A 24,027-nucleotide genomic window follows, 5' to 3' on the forward strand; every position below is an offset into this window, starting at 1 on the left:
GGTCGAGTGGAGCAAGGGTGGGGTCGGGCCCGGCCGGAGCCGCCGGTGACGGCTCCGGCCGGGCCGGCGGTCACGGGTCCAGGCGGAACGGGAGGTAGCGCGCCGGGTCCTTGGCCGTCGCGATCCCGTCGCCCCAGGCGATCCAGCCGTCGCGGCCGGTGCCGTCGTTCTCGTTGACGATGAGCGAGAAGCTGAGCAGCCGGTCCGCGGGCCGGAACGGCGTCAGCTCCGACCAGGGGATGGCCAGCTCGTAGACGGTCTCGTCGGTGTCGTCGTGCCGGACGACCGCGACGTCCACCCCCTCGACCACGCCGACCGATCGTCCGCCGGCGGCGAGCCAGCGGTAGACCTCCGGGCCGTCCGCGGTCAGCGTGAGCCCGAGCTCGTCCCAGGCGCGGGTCTCGCCCGGCAGCCCGGTGGCGAAGCCGAACTGGAAGCCGTCGCCGGCCCAGACGCCGTCGCCGGACGACGTCTGGCTGTGCACGTCGTCGTGGATCCGCGCCGACAGGTAGACGTTCTCCTCGTCCCACGTCGTCCAGACCTGGCCGGAGAGGTCGTCGGGGCCGGTGTGGCCGGCGACCTGGTTGACGCCGTCGGCGAGCAGGTCGAACGCCGGCACGTCGCCGAGGTCGTCCAGGACACCGTCGACAGTGATCGGCCGGTGCGCGATGGGCGCGATCGTGTCGTCGGCGACGATCGACACCGTGCCCGTGCGCACGACGTCGGCGACACCGGGGGCGGTGAGCCGCAGCTCGTACGCGTGCCTCGCCTGGGCGAGTCCGTCGAGCGGGAGATCGACGTCGACGCTGGTCCCGCCGGCCAGCGTCGCCGGCACCTCGGCGGTGCCCGAGGCGTCGCCGATGGTCCATTCCAGCGTGGTGAGCTCGACGTCGCGGGTGGCGGCGTTGGTGACGGTCGCCGTCAGCACGTGCGTGCCGGTGTCGTCGAGCCGGTGCGCGGCCGTCACCGCGAGCGGCTCGATGACGGTGACGCCCGTGGTGAGCCGGGCCGTCGTGCCGCGCCGCTCCTCGAGCGTGCCCACGAGCTCGCGCGGTCCGAGCTCGTCTGCGGCCGGGAGCGTGACCGGGACGGTCGCGGTCCGGCCGGGCGCGACGTGGACCGGCACGGACCGGCCGCCGATGTGGAAGGTGCCGACGATCGGCGCGCGGGGCTCGCCGGTGTTGTCGATCGTCAGCTCCAGCTCGACGGGGTCGCCGATGGCCACGGTGGCGCCGACGGCCGGCCGCAGCGCGAGCGTGTCGCTCACCTCGATCGAGGTCACGTCGCCGGTGACGTAGACGGGGGTGTCGCCGAGCGTCAGGTGGATGCGGCCGGCATTGGCGTCGTACCGCTCGGACGACCCGGTCAGGTCGGTGACGGTGAGCCGCTGCTCGGACTCGATCGCCACGGTCGCCGGCTGCTCGGCCCACAGGACGCGCACCGGGGTGCCGCCGTTGTCGAACAGGTAGCTGCGCACGCCCTCGGCGATCTCGTCGCGGCTGACGAAGTCGGCGGTGCCGAGCGCGCGGGTCATCGTCGCGTAGCTCACGTATGCGGGCTTGGGCACCCAGCGGCCGCGCGGGCTGTCGTGGTGCCGGATGATCCCGAACCGGTCCTCGCTGGACGCGTCGTTCAGGCCCTTCTCCGACATGTTGTACATGACGTGACGCTCGACTCCCGAGGCCAGCGAGAGGACGTTGGCCCGGACGAAGTTGGCCGCCTGGGTCGACTCGCTGACGCCGGTGGCGCCGGTGTTGGTGGGCCAGCCCTGCTCGGTGATCCAGATCGGGATCGACTCGCCGCCGTTGTACTGGCGGACCAGGGCGTCGAGCCGGGCGAGCACGTCCTCCATGCCCTCGGGGTCGCCGGGGTAGCGGTACGGGTGCACCGAGAGCACGTCCATGTACTCCAGGCCGCCGAGCTGGAACAGCTGCTCCAGCCACTGCATCGGCACCGACGACGTGACGCCGCCGACGACCGCGACGTCCGGGTGCTCGGCCTTGACGGTCTCGTAGGTCGTCCTCAGCAGCGGGAAGTAGTAGTCGGCCCGGCTGTCGGCGGGGCCGTCGCCGCGGTCGCCGAAGCCGATGTTGAACTCGTTGTACACCTCGACCCAGGGCAGGTCGTAGTGCTCGACCGTGGCGGAGACGTAGTTGGCGTAGGCCTGGCGGCCCGCGTCGGTGTACGGCGTGGCGTTGCCGTCGTAGTGGGCGTTCGTGTAGCCGAACATCGGCAACCAGGTCGCGCCCGCGGTGTCCAGGCTGTCGACGATGCCGTCGTACCGTCCGAACACGTACTCGCCCGGACGCGGCTCGATGGAGCCCCAGCCCGCGTCCTCGCGTACGGTCATCGCCCCGGCCTTCGCGGCGATCTCGGGGAGCAGGTGGTCGGGGTCCTTGGTCGACTCCCAGGACAGGTGCTCGGCGAGGCCGAACGGGGACTCCGTCGCGGGCAGCCGCTCGGTCGCGGCCAGCAGCGCCACGTCGGTCTCGCGGGTGGCGATCACCTCGCCGCCGAGGGTCGCGGTGGCCGCGAAGACGTAGTGACCCGGGGTGTCGATGGGCAGGGTCAGCTCGGTCCGGGTGTCGATGGGCGTGTCGCCCGCCGCGACCCGCTCACCCCAGAAGTCGGTGACGGTCCAGCTCACGGTGTCGCCCCGCGACACCAGGCCGAGCGTCACCTCGTCGGGCTGCTCGACGATGTTGCCGGGCGTCGTCTGCTCGATCGCCAGCGCCGGCGGCTGCGCCGTCACGGTGACGGCGTCGAGCCGCACGCTGCCGGTGAGGCTGGTCGCCGGCACGCTGCCCTTGTCGATGATGAACGCGACGCTCGTCGCGGGGCCGTGCCAGACGCCGTCGTTCGCGCCGCCGTAGTGCAGGTAGCCGCTGCCGCCGGCGAAGTCGGTCACCGTGATCCGCTGCCAGCCGCCGGGCGTGAGGGCGAGGCGCTGCTGGTGGGTCTGGCCGGTGGAGTCGACCAGGCGCAGCCCGAGCCCGGTGACGTCGTCGGTCTTCGCCTGGAAGCTCAGCCCGACCGCGTCGAGCGAGATGCTCTTGCGGACCTGCACGTAGTTGCCGCCGCCGGTGAAGTCGCCGCTCAGCACGCCGGACGACGACCCGCTCACCGCATCGGTGGCATCGACGGTGAACGAGCCCTGGGCGCCGGGGAACTCCGCTCCCAGGTTGAGGCCCCAGCCGTCGCCGGCGGTCTCGAAGTCGCCGATCGTGGTGGTGAGGTCCAGCGCCTGGGTGGCCGCCGGCGCCGCGACGAGCCCGGCGGCCGCGGCGGCGGCGGCCGTGATGGCCGCCGCGAGCCTTCGGGGGATGCGCATGCAGTTCTCCTCCAGGGTGTGGTGGTGCGGTGCGGTCAGGGGACGTCCTGGACGGTGGCGACGATCTCGTCGAACCGGAGGCCGCCGGTGAGCCGGCCGGGGGTGAGGCCGCCCTTGTCCAGGACCAAGCCGACCTTGGTCGCCGGCCCGTGCCAGACGCCGTCGTCCGCGCCGCCGAAGTGGGTGTAGTTCGTGCCGCCGGCGAAGTCGGACACGGCGATCTCCTGCCAGGCGCCCGACGGCGTGAACGCCAGCGACTGCTGGTGGGTCTGGCCGGTGCTGTCGGTGACCCGCAGGCCGACGCGCTGCGCCGTCGTCGACCGGATCCAGAACGTCAGCGTGCGGATGGGCAGGCTCGGGACGGGCCGCGACACCTGCACGTAGGCGCCGCCGCCGGTGAAGTCGCCGGAGAGCAGACCGGAGAGCGCGCCGCCCATGACGTTGGTGTCGTTGCGCTGGAACGAGCCGGTCGCGCCGGGGAACTCCGGGCCGTTCCCGAACACCCAGCCCTCGCTCGGTCCCTCGAAGCCGCCCAGGAGGACGTCGGCGCCCATGATGCGGCGGGGCAGCTTCTTGTACGACCAACCGGTGTAGTCGGGGTTCGCGGGGTCGAAGCCCGGGAACGCCACCATGCCGAAGTTCGCCTGGATGTACTCACTCTCGACGGCGACGTTGCGGTGCGGCTGGTTGAGCAGCTCGTACCAGATCAGGGCCTCGACGTGCGGATGCTCCAGGCACATCGTCCGGAACGTCTGATACCAGTTGACCTGCGCCTGCTGGTTCTCCGGTTCGCCGCGGTCCCAGTTGGGGATGTCGTTGGTCTCGGAGACCCAGATCGGCAGCCCGTACCGGGTCCAGAGCTCGTCGAAGATGTTGTCGACGTCGATGTCCGACTTGTTCCTCTCCATGTCGGCGTACCAGTGCCAGTCGACGAAGTCGAGGTCGACGTTCTCCAGGAGGTAGTCCTGCCACCAGGTGGGATACCAGCCCGCGACCGCGACCGAGGTCTGAGCGGCCGGCCGCACCGACTTGATGCCGGCATGCGCGCCCTTGATCCAGTTCATGGACCGCTCGGCCATGGTGAGGTCGTAGTGACCGGCCGAGTTGCCGATCCCGGTCTTGAATCCGTCGTTCAGCTCCCACTCGTTGCCGAGGTTGAGGTGGGTGAAGTACTGGCCGTAGAGCGTCGCGAAACCGGCCGCCTTGGCGAACCCGCGGTCGTAGTTCTGCTGGTTGGACAGCGCCGGGTCGCAGTTGTCGCCCAGCATGGGCATGCAGGCGATCCCGGCGTCGCCGAGCAGGCCCATCATCCGCAGGACGGAGTTGTGCACCGGCGAGCGACCGGAGGCGTCGACGCCGAGGTCGGTGCGGTAGATGCCCATGCCCAACTCGGTGAGCATGGCCACCTGCGTCTCGTACGGAACGCCGTTCGCCGGCGTGTATGAGTCGTTGTTGTACGGGTGGCCGTTCACGCCGAGCAGCAGCGGGGAGGCAGCGGGCGCGATGCCCGCCGCCTCCGCCGCTCCCGCGGCCCGGCCCTGCCAGGGCAGGGCCAGGCCGGCGATCCCGAGACCGGTCGAGTGCAGGAACTGCCGTCGAGTCGATCGCATCGTCGTCTCCTTTGACGTCGCGGGACCGGGGGGGGGGGGGGGATTCGATCAGTGCGGCGGGTCCAGGCGGAACGGGCTGTACCGGGCCGGGTCCTTGGCGGTGGCGATGCCGTCGCCGTAGCGCAGCCAGCCGCGCCGCTCCTGGCCGTCGTTCTCGTTGAGGATGATCGAGAAGCTGAGCAGCCGATGCTCGGGCTCGAACGGCGTGAGCTCGCTCCACGGGATGGCCAGCTCGTAGACGGTCTCCGCGGCCGCCTCGTCGCGGGTGATGGCCAGATCCGCGTCCTCGATCAGCCCGGTGGGCCGGCCCTGCGCGGACAGCCAGCGGTAGAGCTCCGGTCCGTTCTCGGTGAGCGACATGCCCAGTTCGTCCCAGGCCCGCGTCTCGCCCGGCAGACCAGCGGCGAAGCCGAACTGGAACCCGTCGCCGAACCAGACGGCGGTGCCGGACTCGGACTGGAAGTGGACGTCGTCGTCGATCCGCGCGCTCAGGTAGACGTTCTCGTCGTCCCAGGTGGTCCACAGCCGGCCGCCGAGGTCGTCGGGGCCGCCGTGGTCGGCGATGTCCACCACGCCGTCGGCGAGGAAGTCGATCGACGGCACGTCCGCGAGGTCGTCGAGGACACCGTCCACCGTGATCGAGCGCTGCGGGAAGGAGCCGACAGCCTCGGGGGCGACGACCGCGACGGTGCCCGTGCTGACGACGTCGCCGGCGTCGGGAGCGGTGAGGCGCAGCTCGCGGGCGTGCCGGCCGGCCGGCATGCCCGCGAGCGGGATGTCGACCTCGTACGTGCCGCCGCCGGCGATGGCGGCGGGGACCTGCGCCGTGCCGCTCTGCCCGCCGATCGTCCAGGCAAGCTCGCCGAGGGCCACCTCGTCCACCGAGGCGTTGGCCACGCTGACCCGGAGGACGTCGGCGCCGGCGTCGTCCAGGCGGTGCGTGGCCGTCATCGTGAGCGGCTCGACGACGTCGACCTGGGTGGTGAGCCGCGCCGCCGGGGTGCCCGAGAGCCGCAGCGTGCCCACGAGGTCACGCGGACCGAGGTCGTCGGTGCCCGGAACCGTCACCGGGATGGTCGCGACCTGGCCCGGGCGCACCGACACCGGGACCGACGTGCCGGCGATCTCGAACGTGCCGTGGATCGGCGCCCGCGGCGCGACGGAGTTGTCGATGGTCAGCTCCAGCGCGATGTCGTCGCCGGCCGCGACGGCGCCGTCCTCGGCCACCGGGGCCAGCGTGAGCCTGTCGTCGGGCGCGATGTGCTCGACCTCGCCGGTGAGGTAGACCGGCGCGGGGCCGAGCGTGAGGTGGATGCGGCCGGCCCGGCTGCGGTAGGTGTCGGAGGCGCCCATGAGGTCGGTCACCGACACCGTCGTGTCCGGGGCGGTCTCCACCGAGACGGTCACGGGCTGGTCGGACCACAGCACCCGCACCGGCGTGCCGTCGCGGTCGAAGACGTGGCTGTGGACGCCGTCGGCGACGGTCTCGTCATGGTCGTACGCGGCGTCGTCCAGCGCCCGGGTCATGGCGGCGTAGGCGGCGTAGCCGGGCTTGGGCGTCCACTTGCCGCGCGGGTCGTTGGTGTTGCGGATGAGACCGTAGCGGTGCTCGACGTCGGCCTCGTTCAGCCCCTTGTTCATCATGTTGTACCAGGTGTAGCGCTCCACGCCGTTGGCGAAGGCGACCACGTGCGCGCGGACCAGGTAGGCGGCGGAGGTGGCCTCGCTGACACCGGTCGCGCCGGTGTTCGTGGGCCAGCTCTGCTCGGTGATCCAGATCGGGATCGACTCGCCGTCGTTGTACTGGCGGACCAGCGCGTCGAGCCGCTGGAGGTCGGCCGCCATGCCCTCCGGCGCGCCGGGGAACCGGTACGGGTGGACGGAGAGCACGTCCATGTACTCCAGGCCGCCCAGCTGGAACAACTGCTCGAGCCACTGGAACGGGATGGACGACGTCACGCCGCCGACCACCGTCACGTCCGGGTGCTCGGCCTTGACGGCCTCGTAGGCGGTCTTCAGCAGCGGGAAGTAGTAGTCGGCGCGGCTGTCGGCGGGGCCGTCGCCGCGGTCGCCGAAGCCGATGTTGAACTCGTTGTAGATCTCGACCGACTCCAGGTCGTACCGCTCGATGGCGTCGACGGTGTAGGCGGCGTAGCCGCGCCGGGCCTCGTCGGTGTAGGGCGTGGCGTTGCCGTCGTAGAACCGGTTGGTGTAGCCGAACATCGGCGCCCAGCCCATGCCGGCCTCGTCGAGCGCCTCGACCATGCCGTCGTAGCGGGTGTACGTGTACACGCCCGGCTGCTTCTCGATCTCGCCCCAGCCGGCGTCCTCGCGGACCCGTTGGGTGCCGAGCTTGTCCGCGATGCCGACCAATTCGTAGTCCGGGTCGCCCCAGTCCGGACGGGTGAGGTGCTCGGCGATCATGAACCGCTCGTCCGACGGCGAGGGGTCGAACTCCTCGACGACGGCGAAGTCGGTCTCGGAGGTGCCGATGACCTCGCCGTCCTGGACGGCGGCGAACTCGACGGCGTAGTGGCCGGGCGTGTCGACCGGGACGGTCAGGCCGGCCGTGACGTCGACGGGCGTGTCGCCGAACGCGACCTGGTCGCCCCAGGCGTCGGTGACGGTCCAGCGCACGGAGTCGGCGCGCGTGGTGAGGTCGAACTCGACCGGCCGGCTGTCCTCGAAGATGTTCCCGGGGACCGTCTGGCCGACCTCGAGCACCGGCGGCGGCGTGGTGCCGGTGACGGCGTCGAACCGCACGTCGGCCGTCCTGTCCGCCGTGAGCACGAAGCCGCGGTCGATGATCAGGCCGATCGACCGGGCCGGGCCGTGCCAGATGCCGTCGTTCGCGCCGCCGTAGTGGATGTTGCCCTCGCCACCGGCGAAGTCGGTGACGGTGACCTGCTGCCAGGCGCCGCCCGGGGCGAGCGCGATGCGCTGCTGGTGCACCTGGCCGGTCGAGTCGGTCAGGCGCAGCCCGATCCTGCTGACCTCCGCGCTGCGGACCTGGAACGACAGGCTGGTCAGGTCGCGGTTGACGGCGCGTCCCAGCAGGACGTAGTTGCCGCCGCCGCTGAAGTCAGCGGTGACCAGCCCCGACTGCGCACCCGTCGCGGCATCGGCCGGGTCGCGGGTGAAGGTGCCCTGCGCGCCGGGGAACTCGGACCCGAGGTTGAGGTTCCAGACCTCGGCGGCGGTCTCGAAGTCGCCGATCACCTCCGTGATGTCGGCGGCCTGCGCCGTCGACGGTCCCAGGCCCGCCGCGGCGGCCACGGCCAGGGCGAGGGAAGCGAGTGACGCCAGGATTCTTCGTGGAGCGCGCATGCAGTCTCCTCGACGATGAGTCGACGCGGCCGGCCGGAGCGGCGGACGCAAAAGGTTTTGTGGAACGTAGCGGAGCGAACCGGTCATCCGCAAGACATTGGCGCGAAACGTTTTGCGCAAGCGGCCCGCGTCGCACAGGTGGGCGGGGGCGGGGGCGGGGGGGTGCTCACGCACTGGCGCGCGGACACCACCCGCTCACCGCGGCGGATCGGGCAGCCTCACCAGGCGACGGCGGCGAGCCGCTGCTCGATGACGGCCGGCGGATGCTCGCCGGTGGCGACGATCACGCGGTACCGGCGGTGCATCGTCTCGCCGGCCGGGACGACCAGCGGCTCGTGGAAGGCCCACGACGGGTTGACGCCGGCGAAGTCGCCGGTGCGGGTGAACCAGTGGGCGGCGTCGGCCTTGTTCTCCGGCGCGGTGGTGAAGACCAGCGTCGACGAACGGTCGACATCGTCGTGCCGGCCGACGTAGGCGACCCATGGCACGTCGGCGACGCTGCGTCCGCGCAGCTCGTCCTCGGGCACCACGCCGTCCGGGGTGACCAGGGCGCCGTCGGTGAACGACCGCGGCCCGCGCCACCACAGGCCGCTGTAGCCGGACCCCGTCATGCCGCGGATGTTCGGGCTCTCGAGGACCAGCGGCGCGCCGCGCGCACCCGCGATCTGCGTCGTCAGGTCGAGTGCGTACCAGCCGCCGTCGAGGTCGACGCCGTGGAACCGCAGCACGCGCCGCTCGGTCGCCAGCGGTACGTCGTCGCTGTCGACCCACTCCAGCCCATGCTCGACGGTGACCTCGGCCCGGCCATCGTGGACGGCGACCGGCCCGGTGGGACGCATCGCACCCAGGTTGTCCTGGACCTGGTAGCCCTCGCCGCGGACGTACGTGTGCCCGCCCCAGATGTTGGTACCCGACACGTCGGTGGCGGTGAGCTGCAGGCCCTTGTGCCAGCGGTGGTCGTGCGGGCGGAAGATCGTCACGACGTCGCCGGACAGGGTGCGAAGAGGGTGGACGTAGGGCTTCGGCGCCTCCCAGCGCTGCGGGAACGGCGCGTAGACGTAGCGGGCCAGCTCGGCGTCGCCGGCCCGGACCGACACGTCGTGTCCGTGGGTGTGCGTGACGACCAGGGTCATGGGAGCTCCATCCCGCCGTTGACGGCGCTGTAGAAGGGATCGCCGGGGCCGATCGAGCCGCGGGTGACGGTCCGGCCCGTGAGCGCGGACTTGTACATGGCGGTGATGAACTCGAGCGCGTCGCGGCCGCTGCCCCCGCTGGTCGAGGGGCGACGGCCGGAGCGCAGGTCGGCGAGCAGCGCGGCGAGCTGGGACCGGTGACTGCTCGGCTCGCCCGGTACGGCCGGCAGCCAGGCCTCGACCTGTTCCGGTGGTGTGCCAGGGGCCGGCGTGTAGGTCCAGTCGTCGTCGCCGTATCCGTAGAGGTGGTCGAGCTCGACGGTGGCGGCTTCGCAGTCGATGCGCAGGTAGCTGACCTGTCGCGGCGACACCGACGAGTTCACGACCGTGGCCAGCGCGCCGCTCTGGAACCGGACGGCCGCCGTCGTGACGTCGTCGGTGCGGACGTCGCGGGCGAGGCGGCCTGCGAACGCGGTGACGTGCGACCAGGGACCGAGCAGGTGGAGGAACAGGTCGATCTGGTGGATGCCCAGGCCCATCGCCGGGCCCGCGCCCTCGGTCTCCCAGCGCCCGCGCCACGGGACGGCGTAGTAGGCGTCGTCGCGGAACCAGGTGGTCTGGCAGTGGGCCACCAGCGGCCGGCCCAGCAACCCCTCGTCGAGCAGACGGCGGGCGTGGCGGGCGCCGCTTCCGAACCGGTGCTGGAAGACGATCGCGGCGTACGGGCCGCCGTCGGACTCCGCGGCGGCGAGGTCGTCGTACTCGGCCAGCGACAGCACCGGCGGCTTCTCGCACCAGGCCCAGGCCCCGGACTCCAGGACGGCGACCACCTGCTCACGATGGACGGCCGGCGGCGAGCAGATGATGGCCAGGTCCGGCCGGACCTCCTTCAGCAGCAGATCGAGATCCTCGTACGTGGCCGCGATGTCCCAGCGCGCGGCGACGGCCGCCAGCCGGCCGGCGTCCACGTCCATGGCCGCCTCGACGCGGACGGCCGGGCCGAGCGACCGCAGCGCCGGCAGGTGGACGTTGTCGGCGATGGCGCCGGTGCCGACGAGCGCGACGCGGACCGGGGCGCCGGCGACCGGCGGTGGATTCGACACACGGGGCTCCCTCGGGACTCGACGACCCACACACTGACGCAAAAGGTTTTGTGGAGCGTACACGAGGGGTGGGGTGCGTCCACAAGGGCCGGGCGCCGCCGGCTCGCCCGATCGCCGGAATCGGCGCTATCCCCTGCTCGCCGGTGATCACGTGTTAGCCGACGCCGAGATTGCCGACGCTGCGGCCTGGGGGATGCCGATGAATGCGTGGGGCGTGTGTCGTGGTGTGGTGGTCACGGTGGCGGTGTCGTCGTCGCGGCCTGGATGGGTGAGGGATCCGCGTCGTCCTGGCTACCCGGATCCCTCACCCATCTGCGGCCTGCGGCTCGTCGTCATCGGCACCGGCGGTCGACGACGACAAGACCGGTGCGCCCGGCCTGGCTGCCACCACACGGCTGGGTTCGTCGGCACGGTGAGGGGGCCACGGCCGCGCGCGTGGCCGTCGGCACGATGTCGGCTCCATCGCGAACGCCAGCGACCTTCCCACCGGCACGACCAACGTCGGCTCACAATCACGCTCTGGAAACGAACCGTTGACTCGCTTGCGCCGGTGTGGCACGTTTGGCCAACACAAAAGGTTTTGCAACGGGGCTACGGCCCCACTTCCGCCGCGGCCTGATCGGACGTGCGGCGCCCCATCCCTGTACGTCACAAGGAGTTCCGATGGCGAAACCCCTGTTCCGGCGCACGGCTGTGGCCGCGCTGACCACCGCCCTCGTCGCGGCGCTGGCCGCCTGCGGCACGTCCAGCAGCGACGACGACCCGGCGAGCGGCGGAGGCGGCGACACGCCGGACTCCGACGCGCCGGTGACTATCTCGATCAACGACCTGCCGCCCACCGAGGAGCCCGAGCGCCGCCAGAGCATGCTCGACAAGATCGAGCGGTTCGAGGAGGCCAACCCGCACATCACCATCGAGGCGACCGAGTACCGCTGGGCGGCCGACACCTTCCCGGCGATGCTGGCCGGCGGCACCGAGCCGACCGTGACGGCGCTGCCGTTCACCGAGGTCCAGGGGCTGGCCGCCCGCGGCCAGGCGGCCGAGATCTCCGAGCAGCTCGAGGGGGCCGGCTTCCTCGAGGATCTCAACCCCGGTCTCATGGAGGTCGTCACCGCGCCCGACGGCGGCATCTACGGCGTCCCCTACGCCGCGTACACGGCGGGCCTGATCTACAACCGGGCGCTGTTCGAGCAGGCCGGGCTCGATCCGGACGACCCGCCGAAGACCTGGGACGACATCCGGGCCGCGGCCAGGACGATCCAGGAGAAGACCGGCGTCCCCGGACTGATCAGCATGACCACCGAGAACGTCGGCGGCTGGACGCTCACGGCGATGTCGGCCGCGTTCGGCGGGCTCATGGAGGAGGTCGACGGCGAGACGGCGACCGCGTCGTTCGACTCCGAGCCCACCAAGCAGGCGCTGGAGTTCCTCCGCGCGCTGCGGTGGGAGGACGACACGATGGGAGCCAACTTCCTGATCAACTGGGAGGACTCGCGCAACGAGTTCGGCGCCGGCCGGGCCGGCATGATGATCGCGGGCGCCGACGCCTACACCGACCTGGTCGAGACCCGTGGCCTGCCGCCCGAGGCCTTCGGCGTCGCACCTCTGCCGCAGGACGACGACGCCGTCGGCGCCCTGTCCGGTGGGTCGGTCGACCTGATCAGCGCGCGGGCCACGCCCGAGCAGATCGACGCCGCGCTGACGTGGATCCAGTTCAACCGCTTCGCCAAGTACTACGACGAGCAGACCGCGCTCGACAACGTCGACGGCGCCGCGAAGGACGGCCGCCCGGTCGGCACGATCGAGCTCCCCATCGTCAGCCAGGAGCTCTACGACCAGTACCTGGGCTGGATCGAAGAGCTGATCAACGTGCCGCGGGAGAACGCGGAGTACTACCTGACCACGATCCAGGAGATACCGCTGGTGTCCGAGCCGCCGGTCAAGGGCCAGGAGCTCTACGCCGCGCTCGACCCGGTGGTCCAGGCAGTGCTGACTCGCGAGGACGCCGACATCGACGCGCTGCTGGCCGAGGCCGAGGACAACGTCAACGCGCTCATCCAGGCGGGCTGACCCACGGTGTCCGGGACGTCCGGGGTCCCCGCAGCGGGCCCCGGACGTCCTGCGTGCACGACGGAAGGAGATGCGACCGTGGTGGTGATCGACAAGGACGTCGAGAGGGCCGCGCGGCCGGTGCCGCCGGCTCGACGACGGCGGCGGCGGACGCCGGTGACGTGGGTGCGGGGCGGCGGGCTGAGCTCGCTGGTCTTCCTCCTGCCGCTCATCGTCCTGTTCGCGCTGTTCTCCTGGTGGCCGGTGCTCAAGAGCCTGGTGCTGAGCTTCCAGCAGACGAACTTCATCGGGCCGGCCGAGTGGGTCGGCTGGAACAACTTCGAGCGGGTCCTCGCCGACCCGCTGCTGGGGACGGCGGCGTGGAACACGACGTGGTTCACCATCCTCGCCGTGGTCATCGGCTATCCCGTGCCGGTCATCGCCGCGGTGTTCATCGCCGAGCTGCGCAAGGCGCGCGGGTTCGCGGCCGGGCTCGCCTACATCCCGACGATCATCCCGCCGGTCGTCTCGGTGCTGCTGTGGAAGACGTTCTACCGCCCGGACGAGAGCGGTGTCTTCAACACGATCCTCGGCTGGGTCGGCCTCGGGCCCTACCCCTGGCTCCAGAGCCCCGGCGCGGCGATGCCGAGCATGGTGGTGCAGGCGTGCTGGGCCGGTTTCGGCGCGGCCACCATCATCTACCTGGCCTCGCTGATGTCGATCCAGTCCGAGCTCTACGAGGCGGCCGAGGTCGACGGCGCCAGCATCTGGCGGCGCATCTGGCACGTCACGCTGCCGCAGATGCGCGGCATCATGCTGATCATGCTGCTGCTGCAGCTGATCGGGACGTTCCAGGTGTTCACCGAACCGTTCATCATGACCAACGGCGGCCCCGAGAACCGCACCGTCACGATCCTCATGCTGATCTACCGGTACGCGTTCCTGGCCAGCGACTACGGCAAGGCCACCGCGCTCAGCCTGATGCTGGCCCTGGCGCTGTGCCTGTTGTCCGGCATCTACCTCTGGGCGACGCGGAAATGGAGCACCACATGAGCACGAGTGTCGACGCCGCCGTGGACCACGCCGAGGACGCGGCCGCGGGCGGCTCGCGCCGCCGGCGCCCCAAGGAACCGACGTTCGCCGGCGAACGCAGCGTCCTGTCGACGAACGACCGGCGCCGCCCCGGTGTGCGGATCGGACTGCGCGTCCTGGTCGTGGTGGTCGTCGGCGGCCTGCTGCTGATCAGCGGCGGCCCGCTGCTCTGGCTGTTCAAGTCGGCGGTGTCGACGAGCCAGGACATCATCCGCGAGCCGTTCGGGCTGTGGCCCAGCGGCATCCAGTGGCAGAACCTCAGCGACGCCTGGAACCTCGTGCACATCGGCCGGGCGCTGCTGAACACCGTCTGGATCGCGCTCGGCTCGTGGTTCTTCGGCCTGCTCGTGGCGCTGACCGGCGGCTACGCGCTGTCGGTGCTGCGGCCGAAGTACGGCCCGATCATCACCGGGGCCGTGCTGGCCACGCTGTTCGTCCCCGGTGTGGTCTCGCTCGTGGCGTCGTACCTCATCATCCTGGACGTCCCGGTCGTCGAGCGGAATCTCATCAACACCTTCTGGGCCGTGTGGCTGCCCGCCGCGCCGAGCGCGTTCAACGTCCTGCTGATGAAGCGGGTGTTCGACCGGCTGCCCCGCGACCTGTTCGAGGCGGCGAAGGTCGACGGGGCCGGCCCGTACCGGATCTTCTGGAGCATCGTGCTGCCCATGTCCAAGCCGATCATCGGCGTCATCTCCCTGCTCACCATCATGGCCGCGTGGAAGGAGTTCCTCTGGCCGATGCTGGTGCTGCCCGATCCCACCCTGCAGCCGTTGTCCGTCGTGCTGCCGCGGCTGGAGCAGACGTCGGAGATGAGCCTGCTCATGGCCAGCCTGTTCATCTCGGTGATCATCCCGGTCCTGCTGTTCCTGGTGTTCCAGCGCCAGTTCCTGCGCGGTGCCGGCCAGGCCGGGGCGTTGAAGGGATGACCATCGGCCACGTGCTGGTGACCGGCGCCGCCGGCCTGATCGGACGGGCCGCCACCCTGCGGTTCCGGTCGGCGGGCGTCGCGGTCACGGGGCTCGTGCTCGACGACCCCGGCGACCTCGAGGTCGACCGTGTCGTGGTCGGGAACGCCGCCGACCGCGCCGCCGTCGACGAGGCACTGGACGGCGTCGACGCCGTCGTCCATCTGGCCGCGATCCCGGCGCCCATGCTGGGCACGCCCGACGAGGTCTTCGCCGGCAACACGGCGGCGACGTTCACCGTCCTCGACGCGGCCGGCGAGCGCGGCGTCCGGAGGGCCGCCATCGCCAGCAGCATCAACGCCCTCGGGCTCGGGTGGTCGCCGCGGCCGCGAGTGGCACCGGCCTACCTGCCGCTCGACGAGGACCTGCCCACGGAGGCCGCCGACCCGTACTCGCTGTCCAAGTACGTCGACGAGGTGACGGCCGGCGCGATGGTCCGCCGGCACGACATGACCGTGGTGTCGCTGCGGTTCCCGTTCGTGGGCGGCCTGGGCGAGGCGGACGAGCTCGACGACCGCCTGCCGGCGCACGCGGCGCGGGTGAGCGGCGATCCGGGGCTCGGCGCCCGGGACCTGTGGCTGTACCTGGAGACGCGCGACGCCGCCCGGGCGCTGGACCTGGCGCTGCGTGCGGAGGTCACGGGGTCGCAGGTCGTCTTCGCCGCCGCCGGCCGCACGATGGCGCCGTACCGGACCGAGGATCTGCTCGACGCCTACTATCCGGCGGTGCCGCGTCGTCGCGCCTCGCCGGGCCGCACGGCGCCGGTCGACCTGTCCCGCGCCGAGCGCCTGCTGGGCTTCACCGCCGAACACCTGCTGCCCGACTCCGACGAGATCCGTGACCTGCCGACCGAGATGAGGACGCCATGACCATGACCACCTCGACCGCGGACCCCCAGCTGGAGGTGCCCACCCAGCTGGGGAACGTCGCGCCGCCGTGGCCGCACCGCGACCGGCTGCGCATCACCGGGGTGCGGGCGATCGCGACGGCGCCTGAGGGGACGCCCCTGGTGATCGTGCGGGTCGACACGAACGAGCCGGGCTTGTACGGCCTGGGCTGCGCCACGTTCACCCAGCGCTGGCACGCCGTGGTCGCCTACGTGGAGCAGCACCTGGCGCGCCTGGTGGTGGGGCGGCATCCGGCCGACATCGAGGACATCACCCGGGCGGTGCACTACGGCAGCTACTGGCGCAACGGGCCGGTGGGCAACAACGCACTGTCCGGCTTGGACATGGCGCTGTGGGACATCGCGGGCAAGCGGGCCGGGATGGCGGTGTACGAGCTGCTCGGCGGGCGGGTGCGGGCGGCCGCGGCCACCTACATCCACGCCGGGCAGGCCACCGTCGAGGAGACCCTGGTCCAGGCCAAGGGGTTCCTGGACGCCGGCTGGACGCACATCCGCCTGCAGGTCGGGCAGCCCGGCCTGGGCACCTACGGCGCGCCGGGCGCGCGCGGCGGCTACCCGGAGGCGCCGAACCCGGACGGCTGGAGCGTCCACCGCTACCTGCGGACGACCCCGGAGCTGTTCGCCGCCGCGCGGGCCGAACTGGGCGAGGACGTCGAGCTGCTGCACGACGTGCACTCCCGGCTGACGCCGAAGCAGGCGGTGCTGCTGGCGCGGTCGCTGGAGCCGTACCGGTTGTTCTTCCTCGAGGACGTGCTGGCGCCGGAGTACTTCGACCGGCTGCCCGAGGTGCGGGCCGCGTCGCCGGTGCCGCTGGCCGTCGGCGAGCTGGCCACGTCGTTCACCGAGGCGGTGCGGCTGGTGCGCGACGGCGGGGTGGACCTCATCCGCTGCCACATCTCCGCCATCGGCGGGCTGTCGCCGGCGCGCAAGCTGGCGGTGCTGGCGGAGCTGACGGGCGTGCGCACCGCCTGGCACTCTCCGGCCGACGTGTCGCCGATCGGCGCGGCCGCCAACGTCGCGCTCGACGTGACCAGCCACGCGTTCGGCATCCAGGAGGGCCACCTCTATCCCGACGCCGTGCACGAGGTCTTCCCCGGCACCCTGCGGATCGAACGCGGCTGGCTGCGTCCCAACGAGGCGCCGGGCTGGGGCATCGACCTGGACGAGAAGGCGGCCGCGGCCTACCCGCCCGGCCTGGCTCGGATGGACGAGTGGGTGCTCGGGGTGCGCGGCCACGACGGCGGCCTCGCCGCGCCGTGAGCGGTGGCGCCGGCGGCGCGAGGTCAGGCCGACTCGCGCCGCCGCAGCTGGGCCGAGAACACGACCTCCTGCGGTCCGGACGGCCCCTCGCCGGCGATGCGCTGCAGCAGCAGCTTCCCAGCGGCGAAGCCGATCTGGTGCGACTGGTTCGCCATGGTGGTGAGCTTCGGGGTGATCAGGCTCGCGGCCTCGATGTCGTCGAAGCCCATGACGGCGACGTCCTCGGGGATGCGCAGCCCGCGAGCGTGGGCGGCCTGGATGGCGCCGATGGCGACGACGTCGTTGGTCGCGATGACGGCGTCGGGCGGCTCCGGCAGGTCCAGCAGCGCCGTCATGCCCGCGCCGCCGCCGTCGCGGCTGACCGGCGCCCGCATGAGCAGCGCGGGGTCGGGGACGATGCCGGCTTCGCGGAGCGCGGCGTGGTATCCCTCGACCCGCACCGCGGGCGCGCCGATGCCGGCGGGAGCGGTGATGAAGGCGATGCGGCGGTGTCCGCGCGACAGCAGGTAGCGGGTCGCCTCGGCGCCACTCTCGTGGTCGGCGCCGTTGACGACGTCGTAGCCCTCCTCGGGCCGGTGGCTGCCCAGCAGCACCACCGGGATGCCGACGGAGACGGCCGGCCGGATGTCCTCCTGGTGCTGGTAGTAGCCGGAGAACGTGATGCCGTCGACGCGCCGCTTCACCAGCTGCTGGACGGTGCGGCGCTCGATGTCGGGCTGGGCGTCGGTGTTGCACACGATGCCGAAGTAGCCGTCGGCCAGGATGGCGTCCTGCAGACCCCGCGCCACCGAGGTGTAGAAGGGGTTCGTGATGTCGGGGATCACCAGCGCGATGGTGTTGGTGCGCTGGGTGCGCATGCTGCGCGCGAGGTCGTTGGGCTCGTAGCCCAGCTCGGCGATGGCCGCGAGCACGCGTTCGCGCGTCGCGGCCGACACCGGCCGGCGCTGGCTCAGCGTGTGGGAGACCGTGGTCACGCTCACGCCGGCGTGCGCGGCCACGTCGATGATGCTGACGTGGCGCCGCGGTCGCGTGGTCATCGCGCACACTCGCTGGGGTGGGTCATTGAGACATCGTAGCGATCGACGCAGAAGGTTTTGCGTCCGTCCGGGCGCCGATGCCGTGGAGCGATCTCATGGACGCTGACCTGCGCCGCCGGCTGGTGGCCGCGGCCCGTGCGGCCGGTGACGATCTGTTCGACGCCCGGTGGGAGCTGCTGCGGGTGGCGGCGAAGGACAACCCCATCCACACCCGCATCGTCACCGGCCACGCCCACCCCTACGTGGCGAGCCTGTCGTACGCCCTGGCGCTGTGCGAGGCCGGTCGGTACGAGCGGGCCGAGCGGATCCTGCTCCGGTGCGTCGCGGACCAGGACGCCGACCCTCGCTCGGACACGTACGGGCTCTGGAGCTACTACGCGGAGGAACCACTCGCCGCCATGCGGCCGCCGGACTGGAACCAGGCCGACTTCAACGGCCGGACGCTGGCCATGGTCCTCCTGCGCCACCGCCGCGCCCTGACCCCGGCCGTCGCCGAGGCCGTGACCGGTGCCCTGCGGCATGCGGCGCGCTCCGTCGCGCGGCGCGACGTCTCGATGGACTACACCAACATCGCGGCCAAGGGAACGTTCGTGACGCTGGCCGCCGGTCAGCTCCTGGGCGACGCGGACCTCGCCCGGTACGCGCGGGACCGGCTGCGGCGGTTCGCGGCGAACGTCGCGGCCACCGGCAGCTTCGCCGAGTACAACAGCCCGGCGTACTGGACCATCACGACGCAGGCCATCACCGCCATCGGCCAGTACGTCGACGACGACGAGGTGCGCGCGGCCGCGCGGCGCCTCGGCGAGGTCGCCTGGCGGCACCTCGCCGCCCGCTGGCACGCGCCGTCCGGCCAGCTGGCCGGGCCGATGTCGCGCACCTACGGCGATGACGCCGCGGACAACCCCGGCCTGCTGACGTTCCTGCGCACCGCCCTGGACGATGCGGAGCCCTTCGGCTCCTTCGAGCCGCGCCCCGACGTCGAGCTGGTCTGGCCGGCGGTGCTCGAGCCGTCCGTCCCCGCCCGGTACGTGGCCGCCTTCACCAGTGCTCCGGCCGGGACGCTGCGCCGCGAACTGTTCGCCCGCGTCGACACCGCGCACGGCGCGGCCGAGCAGCGGGGCGGCACCGCGGTCGACGAGGTCGTCGGCACGACGTGGCTGGACCCCGTGCTGGCGCTGGGGACGATCAATCAGGCCGACACCTGGCTGCAGCGCCGCAACCTGCTGGGCCGGTGGGTGGCGCCGGGCGACGCGCCGTGGCGCCAGCCGGCGCGGTGCGTACGGCTCAGGGTGCTCAAGGACGGCGCGGACTTCGCGTCCGGCTCGTTCTCCTCGGTGCAGGAGGGCACGGCGGTGTTGTGGGTCGTCGGGTTCGCCTCGCCCGGCGGCGACCGTCACCTGCACCTGGACATGCTGGCACCGGGCGTGCCGGTCGCGGCGACGTCCCTCGTGGTCTCGTTCGACCTCGCGGGAGCCGCCGACGCCGTGGTCCGGGTGGGGGAGCGGGTCGTCGACGACGGCGACGGGTTCACGCTCGGCGCGCCGGTCGGCGTGGTCACCGGCGGCGTGGAATGCACGATCGGCGTGGTGGACGCCGCCTTCGGCGACATGCGGCCGTATGGCCGCGTCCGGCGCGACGGCGACCGGCTCGCCGTCGATGTCGTCCTGCTGGCCGCCGACCGGCCGGTGGAGGTCGACCTCGCATCCGTGGGCCAGGCCTTCGTGGCGGGCACGTTCGAGCTCGCCCCCGTGGGCGAACGGCGGCGACCCTCGTCTCCGACCGGCGTGCGGCGATCGGCCCACGGCATCGAGCTCGGCCGGCCGGGCATGTGGCTGCGGGCGCGGACCAGCGTCGGCACCCGCGCCGACCACGCCGCCGCGTTCGCGTCGAGTGCACCCGCCGCACCATGACGAGGCGCGGTGGAGCTCAGAAGCCGAACAGCGGGTCCCAGGGGTCGTCGTCGGCGCTGCGGATCCACCGGCGCGCGGGCTCGGGCCGGTGGTCCCAGGGGTGGTGCCGGCCGTGCGCCATCGCCTCGCCGAGGAAGGCACGCACCCGCTGGCTGGTGACGACCCTGCGGCGGGCCTCCTCGGCGTCCCAGGTCTTCGACAGGTCGGTGCGCATCTGCTCGGACACCTCGGCGTACGCGGGGTCGTCGACGACGTTGCGCTCCTCGGCCGGGTCGGTGCCGAGGTCGTAGAGCTGGTCGGGCAGGCCGGGCGCACGCACCAGCTTGGTCCGCCCCCGGATCACCGCCCGCACCGGCGCGATGGTGCCCTCGGCGTAGTTCTCCAGGACGACGTCCGGATGCTCGGCGTCGCGACCGGCGAGGTGCGGCGCGAGGCTGGCGCCGTCGAACCGTTCGGTGACGCACTCCGGGAGGCTGGTGCCGGCGAGGTCGGCGAGCGTCGGGTGCAGGTCGGCCAGCGAGACCGGGGTGGTGACACGGTGGCCGGCGGCGACGCCGGGGCCGGCGGCCAGCAGCGGGACCCGCACCGACCACTCGCGCAGCGTGCGCTTGAAGAACATGTCGTGCTCGCCGAGCTGGTCGCCGTGATCGCTGGTGAACATCACGACGGTGTCGTCGGCGAGACCGAGCCGCGACAGCTCGGCCACCAGCTGCCCGACGACGTCGTCGACGTAGCTGATCATGGCGTAGTAGCCGCGCCGCGCGCGGTAGACCTGCTCGTCGGTGACGTCGTGGAGGTCGACGCCGTGGAAGGCGTTCACCCAGGCATCGAGCGGATGGCGCTCGGCCGCGACGGCGGTCCGGTCGGGCAGCCGGATCGGCCGGCCCTCGTAGCGGTCCCAGTACTCCGCGGGCGCCGCGTACGGGTCGTGCGGCTGGGTCATCGAGGTGACCAGCAGCCACGGCTCGGCCCGGCGCGGACCGGTGTCCAGCGCCAGCTCGCGCAGCCGCTGGAGCGTCCGGAACCGCACCTCCTCGTCGTAGTGCATCTGGTACGTCCACGGCTGCGGGCCGGACCGGTCGAGGATGTCGACGTACTCGCGGCCGCCGCTCTTCTGCCGGCCCGACAGCCGCGGGGGATCGCCGAGGCTCTCCCACGGCCGGGTCCAGGTGAGGTCGGCCGGGAAGATGTCGGTGGTCAGCCGCTCCTCGAACCCGTGCAGCTGGTCGGGCCCGACGAAATGCATCTTGCCCGCGAGGATGGTGCGGTAGCCGGCCCGCCGCAGGGTGTGCGCGAACGTCGGCACCGAGGCCGGGAACTCCTCGGCGTTGTCGTTGCACGGGACGCCGCTGGGCAGCCGGCCGGTCATCATCGACGCGCGCGACGGCACGCACAGCGGTGAGGTGGCGTAGGCGTTCTCGAACACGACGCCGCGCCCGGCCAGCGCGTCCAGGTGCGGGGTGAGGACCTCGTCGTTGCCGTATGCGCCGAGGCCGAACGCCGTCAGCTGGTCGACCATCACGATGAGGACGTTCGGCGGCTGCCCTGTCACGGGGGTGGGTCTCCTTGCGGGTCAGGACGCGACGGCGTCGGCGTAGACGGAGGTGTCGAAGAACTGGTCGGGCTCGACGAACTCGGGCAGCGCGCCGATGTCGACGAACACCTGCTCCATGCGGCCGACCCAGTCCAGCACGGTGCCGTCCTCATAGAGCGCGGCCCACTCGTCGTTGGTGTACGTCTGGGTCTTGCCGTAGATCTCGGCGCAGTCCGCGGCGGTCATGAACTCCTCCAGCCGCGGGCAGGCCTCGGCGATGGCGGCGTCGCGGTCGGCGGTGAGGTCCTCGTTCGAGCGCAGCCACACCTCGGCCAGCCGCGCGAGGGTGTCCTTGTGGTCGGCGTAGAAGTCGTTGTTCGCGACCCAGCCGCCGGCGATCGCGGCGTCCTCGTAGTCGGCGGACGTGGCGATGAGCTTGGCGCCGGGCAGCTGCTCCTCGACCTGGGCGTCGAACGGCGCCCAGAGCGCGGCCGCCGGCACCCCGCCGGTGACGAACGTGTTGGCGACGGCGGGCATGTCGAGGTTGACGATCTCGACGTCCTCGGCCGGGACGCCCTCGGCCTCGAGCGCGACGTGCAGCAGCAGGTGCGCGGCCGACCCGGTGGTGGTGGCGACCTGCGTGCCGGCGAGGTCGGTCACCGACTCGATGCCGGAGTCGGGCGCGGCCCAGATCTGCTGGATGTCGGCCTCGAGGTTGTTCAGCAGGAACAGCTTGCCCTGGCCGCGGGCGGGGAAGTTGGCGACCACCGCGCCCATGACGCCGACGTCGATGCTGCCGCCGGTGAGCGCGTTGGACAGCGAGATGCCGGTCTGGAAGGGGGTGAGCTCGACCTCGATGTCCTGCTCGGCGAAGTAGCCGCGCTCGTCGGCCAGCAGCAGGTTCATCGCCGGCGCCGGGCCGGGGATGTAGCCGATCCGGACGGTCCGGGCGCCGCCCTCCGTGCTCGCGCTGTCGCCGTCGTCGCCGCCGCAGGCGGTGAGCAGCAGGCCGAGGGCGGCCAGTCCGGCCACGGCCGCAGACGTCGTCGTCCGCATGATCATCTCCTCGATCGCAGTAGGGTCTCGATGTGCCGGCGCAGCCGGACGAACTCCGGCTCGGTCTTGATCTCGTGGGTGCGCCGGTCGCCCCACGGGACGTCGACGATCTCCTGCACGGTCGCCGGTCGCGCGCTCATGACGACGACCCGGTCGGCCAGGAAGATCGCCTCCTCCACCTGGTGGGTGACGAACAGGACGGTGCGCCGCTCGCGCTGGTTGATGTCGACCAGCGCCTCCTGCATCTGTTCGCGGGTCTGGGCGTCGAGCGCCGCGAACGGCTCGTCCATGAGCAGGATCTCGGGGTCGACGGCGTAGGCGCGGGCGATGGCGACCCGCTGGCGCATGCCGCCGGAGAGCGTCTTGGGCAGGGCGTCGGCGAACTCGGTGAGGCCCATCATGTCGAGGTACCGCTCGGTGACGCGGGCGCGTTCCTGCCGGCTGCCCTTCCACGCGCGCAGCCGGGTGCCGAAGTCGATGTTCCGCCGCACGGTCAGCCACGGGAAGATCGCGTACTCCTGGAACACGACGCACCGCGACGGTCCCGGCCCGCGCACGGGTTCGCCGTTGACCAGCAGCTCGCCGCGGTCCGGGGTGACGAAGCCGGCGATCGCGTTGAGCAGGGTGCTCTTGCCCGAGCCGCTGGGCCCGACGACGGCGACGAACTCGCCCTCGGCGATGTCGAGGCTCACGTCCTGCAGGACGTCGACGGCGCCGAAGTGCTTGCTGACCGAGCGGACGGACAGCCCGCGGGTGGCGGTGGTGTGCTGGGTCATCGGCTTCCCCTGTCCTGCCAGCGAACGACGTAGGCCGAGAGCATCCGGATCCCGGTGTCCATGACCAGCGCGCAGACGCCGATCAGGATGATCCCGGCGTAGACCGTCGGTATGTCGAGGAAGTTGCTCGCGTTCTGGATGACCGCGCCGAGGCCCTGCTGTGCGGCGACCAGTTCGGCCGCGACCAGCGACGCCCAGCCGATGCCCAGCGAGACCCGGGCCGCCGTCATGATGTGCGGCACCGAGAGCGGGAAGACGACCTTGGCGAGGATCTCGAGCCGGGTCGCGCCCAGCGTCTGGGCGGCGCGGACGTACTTCTCCTCCAGTGCGGCCACGCCCTCGTAGACGATGACGATGGTCGCGAAGAAGGCGGCCCAGACCAGCACGATGCCGCGCGACAGCTCGCCGATGCCGAAGTAGACGATGACGAGCGGGACCAGCGCGATGGGCGGCAGCGCTCGCAGGAAGTTCACCAGCGGGTTGAACATCGCCCGGGCCGTGCCGAACCAGCCGAGCACGAACCCGATCGGCGCGGCGATGGCCAGGCCCAGCCCGACCCCGACGAGGACCCGCCGGAAGCTGATCAGCAGGTCGTCGAGCAGCCCGTTGCCGAGCCCGTCGACGATGACCCGGCCGACCTCGAGCGGCGTCGGCAGCAGGCCGGTGCCGAAGACCTCGCCGACGGCCATCAGGTGCCAGGCCGCGACGACGACGGCGAATCCGGCGGCGCCGAGCCCGAGGCGGCCCAGCCGCGCGCCGACAGCCGCCGTCATGGCGCTCCCCGTGCCCGGCGGAGCGATGGCAACCATGAGTGCTCCTTTGGTTGGACTAATGGCGCGGAAAATTCTGCGGAAAGTTGCGGACCTTTTTACGCCGCCTTGATTCGGCCGTCAAGCCGTGGCAATGGGGTTGTGTGCGACGAGATCGCGGTTATATG

16 protein-coding genes are annotated in these 24,027 nt (G+C 72.0%); 6 read left to right on the forward strand and 10 right to left on the reverse strand.

Going from position 1 to position 24,027, the window contains the following annotated elements; translation table 11 throughout:
• Positions 1 to 70 precede the first annotated feature (70 nt).
• From DY240_RS15125 to DY240_RS15145, 5 genes are all read right to left on the reverse strand, one after another.
• Positions 71 to 3,331 carry a sugar-binding protein gene (locus tag DY240_RS15125; RefSeq protein WP_119660685.1) on the reverse strand — a complete coding sequence of 1,087 codons (3,261 nt, stop codon included), beginning with the start codon at positions 3,329 to 3,331 and terminating at the stop codon, positions 71 to 73.
• 35 nt (positions 3,332 to 3,366) lie between these two features.
• Complete coding sequence (locus tag DY240_RS15130) at positions 3,367 to 4,941, reverse strand: hypothetical protein (RefSeq protein WP_119660686.1); 1,575 nt, start codon at positions 4,939 to 4,941, stop codon at positions 3,367 to 3,369.
• A 48-nt stretch (positions 4,942 to 4,989) separates the two neighbouring features.
• Positions 4,990 to 8,268: a glycosyl hydrolase gene (locus DY240_RS15135; RefSeq protein ID WP_147375336.1), complete on the reverse strand. Its 3,279-nt coding sequence runs from the start codon at positions 8,266 to 8,268 to the stop codon at positions 4,990 to 4,992.
• 218 nt (positions 8,269 to 8,486) lie between these two features.
• Positions 8,487 to 9,401, reverse strand: a complete 915-nt coding sequence (locus DY240_RS15140; RefSeq protein ID WP_119660688.1) for a DUF6807 domain-containing protein — start codon at positions 9,399 to 9,401, stop codon at positions 8,487 to 8,489.
• Positions 9,398 to 10,504, reverse strand: a complete 1,107-nt coding sequence (locus DY240_RS15145; RefSeq protein WP_199701539.1) for a Gfo/Idh/MocA family protein — start codon at positions 10,502 to 10,504, stop codon at positions 9,398 to 9,400. Before DY240_RS15145 ends, DY240_RS15140 begins: the two co-directional genes overlap by 4 nt.
• Positions 10,505 to 11,167: 663 nt before the next feature.
• On the opposite strand from DY240_RS15145, the gene DY240_RS15150 reads away from it, so the two are divergent.
• The 5 genes from DY240_RS15150 (at position 11,168) to DY240_RS15170 (ending at position 16,777) form a co-directional block, all read left to right on the forward strand.
• Positions 11,168 to 12,574: an ABC transporter substrate-binding protein gene (locus DY240_RS15150; RefSeq protein WP_119660690.1), complete on the forward strand. Its 1,407-nt coding sequence runs from the start codon at positions 11,168 to 11,170 to the stop codon at positions 12,572 to 12,574.
• 78 nt (positions 12,575 to 12,652) lie between these two features.
• The gene (locus DY240_RS15155; RefSeq protein ID WP_199701540.1) at positions 12,653 to 13,606 is read left to right on the forward strand and encodes a carbohydrate ABC transporter permease; all 954 of its coding nucleotides are present in this window, start codon (positions 12,653 to 12,655) and stop codon (positions 13,604 to 13,606) included.
• Positions 13,603 to 14,571 (forward strand): carbohydrate ABC transporter permease, encoded by a 969-nt coding sequence (locus DY240_RS15160; protein ID WP_119660691.1) that lies wholly within the window; start codon positions 13,603 to 13,605, stop codon positions 14,569 to 14,571. Before DY240_RS15155 ends, DY240_RS15160 begins: the two co-directional genes overlap by 4 nt.
• Positions 14,568 to 15,479, forward strand: a complete 912-nt coding sequence (locus DY240_RS15165) for an NAD-dependent epimerase/dehydratase family protein (protein WP_119660692.1) — start codon at positions 14,568 to 14,570, stop codon at positions 15,477 to 15,479. Before DY240_RS15160 ends, DY240_RS15165 begins: the two co-directional genes overlap by 4 nt.
• A gap of 2 nt (positions 15,480 to 15,481) precedes the next feature.
• Complete coding sequence (locus DY240_RS15170; protein ID WP_119660693.1) at positions 15,482 to 16,777, forward strand: enolase C-terminal domain-like protein; 1,296 nt, start codon at positions 15,482 to 15,484, stop codon at positions 16,775 to 16,777.
• Between the two features lie 23 nt (positions 16,778 to 16,800).
• Here the strand turns inward: DY240_RS15170 and DY240_RS15175 are convergent, their stop codons facing one another.
• Entirely contained in the window at positions 16,801 to 17,814 is a 1,014-nt protein-coding gene (locus DY240_RS15175) for a LacI family DNA-binding transcriptional regulator (RefSeq protein WP_119660694.1), read from the reverse strand.
• Positions 17,815 to 17,909: 95 nt separating this feature from the next.
• Between DY240_RS15175 and DY240_RS15180 the strand changes: the two genes are divergently transcribed.
• Entirely contained in the window at positions 17,910 to 19,724 is a 1,815-nt protein-coding gene (locus tag DY240_RS15180; protein ID WP_119660695.1) for a hypothetical protein, read from the forward strand.
• A 16-nt stretch (positions 19,725 to 19,740) separates the two neighbouring features.
• Here DY240_RS15180 and betC read toward each other — a convergent pair whose 3' ends face one another.
• Genes betC through DY240_RS15200 form a run of 4 tightly spaced genes read right to left on the reverse strand, consistent with a single transcriptional unit; the run spans position 19,741 to position 23,899 of the window.
• Entirely contained in the window at positions 19,741 to 21,276 is a 1,536-nt protein-coding gene (betC, locus tag DY240_RS15185; RefSeq protein ID WP_119660696.1) for a choline-sulfatase, read from the reverse strand.
• A gap of 21 nt (positions 21,277 to 21,297) precedes the next feature.
• The gene (locus DY240_RS15190) at positions 21,298 to 22,314 is read right to left on the reverse strand and encodes an ABC transporter substrate-binding protein (RefSeq protein WP_158602862.1); all 1,017 of its coding nucleotides are present in this window, start codon (positions 22,312 to 22,314) and stop codon (positions 21,298 to 21,300) included.
• 2 nt (positions 22,315 to 22,316) lie between these two features.
• Positions 22,317 to 23,090: an ABC transporter ATP-binding protein gene (locus tag DY240_RS15195; RefSeq protein ID WP_119660698.1), complete on the reverse strand. Its 774-nt coding sequence runs from the start codon at positions 23,088 to 23,090 to the stop codon at positions 22,317 to 22,319.
• Positions 23,087 to 23,899 carry an ABC transporter permease gene (locus DY240_RS15200; protein ID WP_119660699.1) on the reverse strand — a complete coding sequence of 271 codons (813 nt, stop codon included), beginning with the start codon at positions 23,897 to 23,899 and terminating at the stop codon, positions 23,087 to 23,089. Before DY240_RS15200 ends, DY240_RS15195 begins: the two co-directional genes overlap by 4 nt.
• Positions 23,900 to 24,027 lie beyond the last annotated feature (128 nt).

Source organism: Jiangella rhizosphaerae, from assembly GCF_003579925.1.
In the GTDB taxonomy this organism is placed as follows: Bacteria; Actinomycetota; Actinomycetes; order Jiangellales; family Jiangellaceae; genus Jiangella; species Jiangella rhizosphaerae.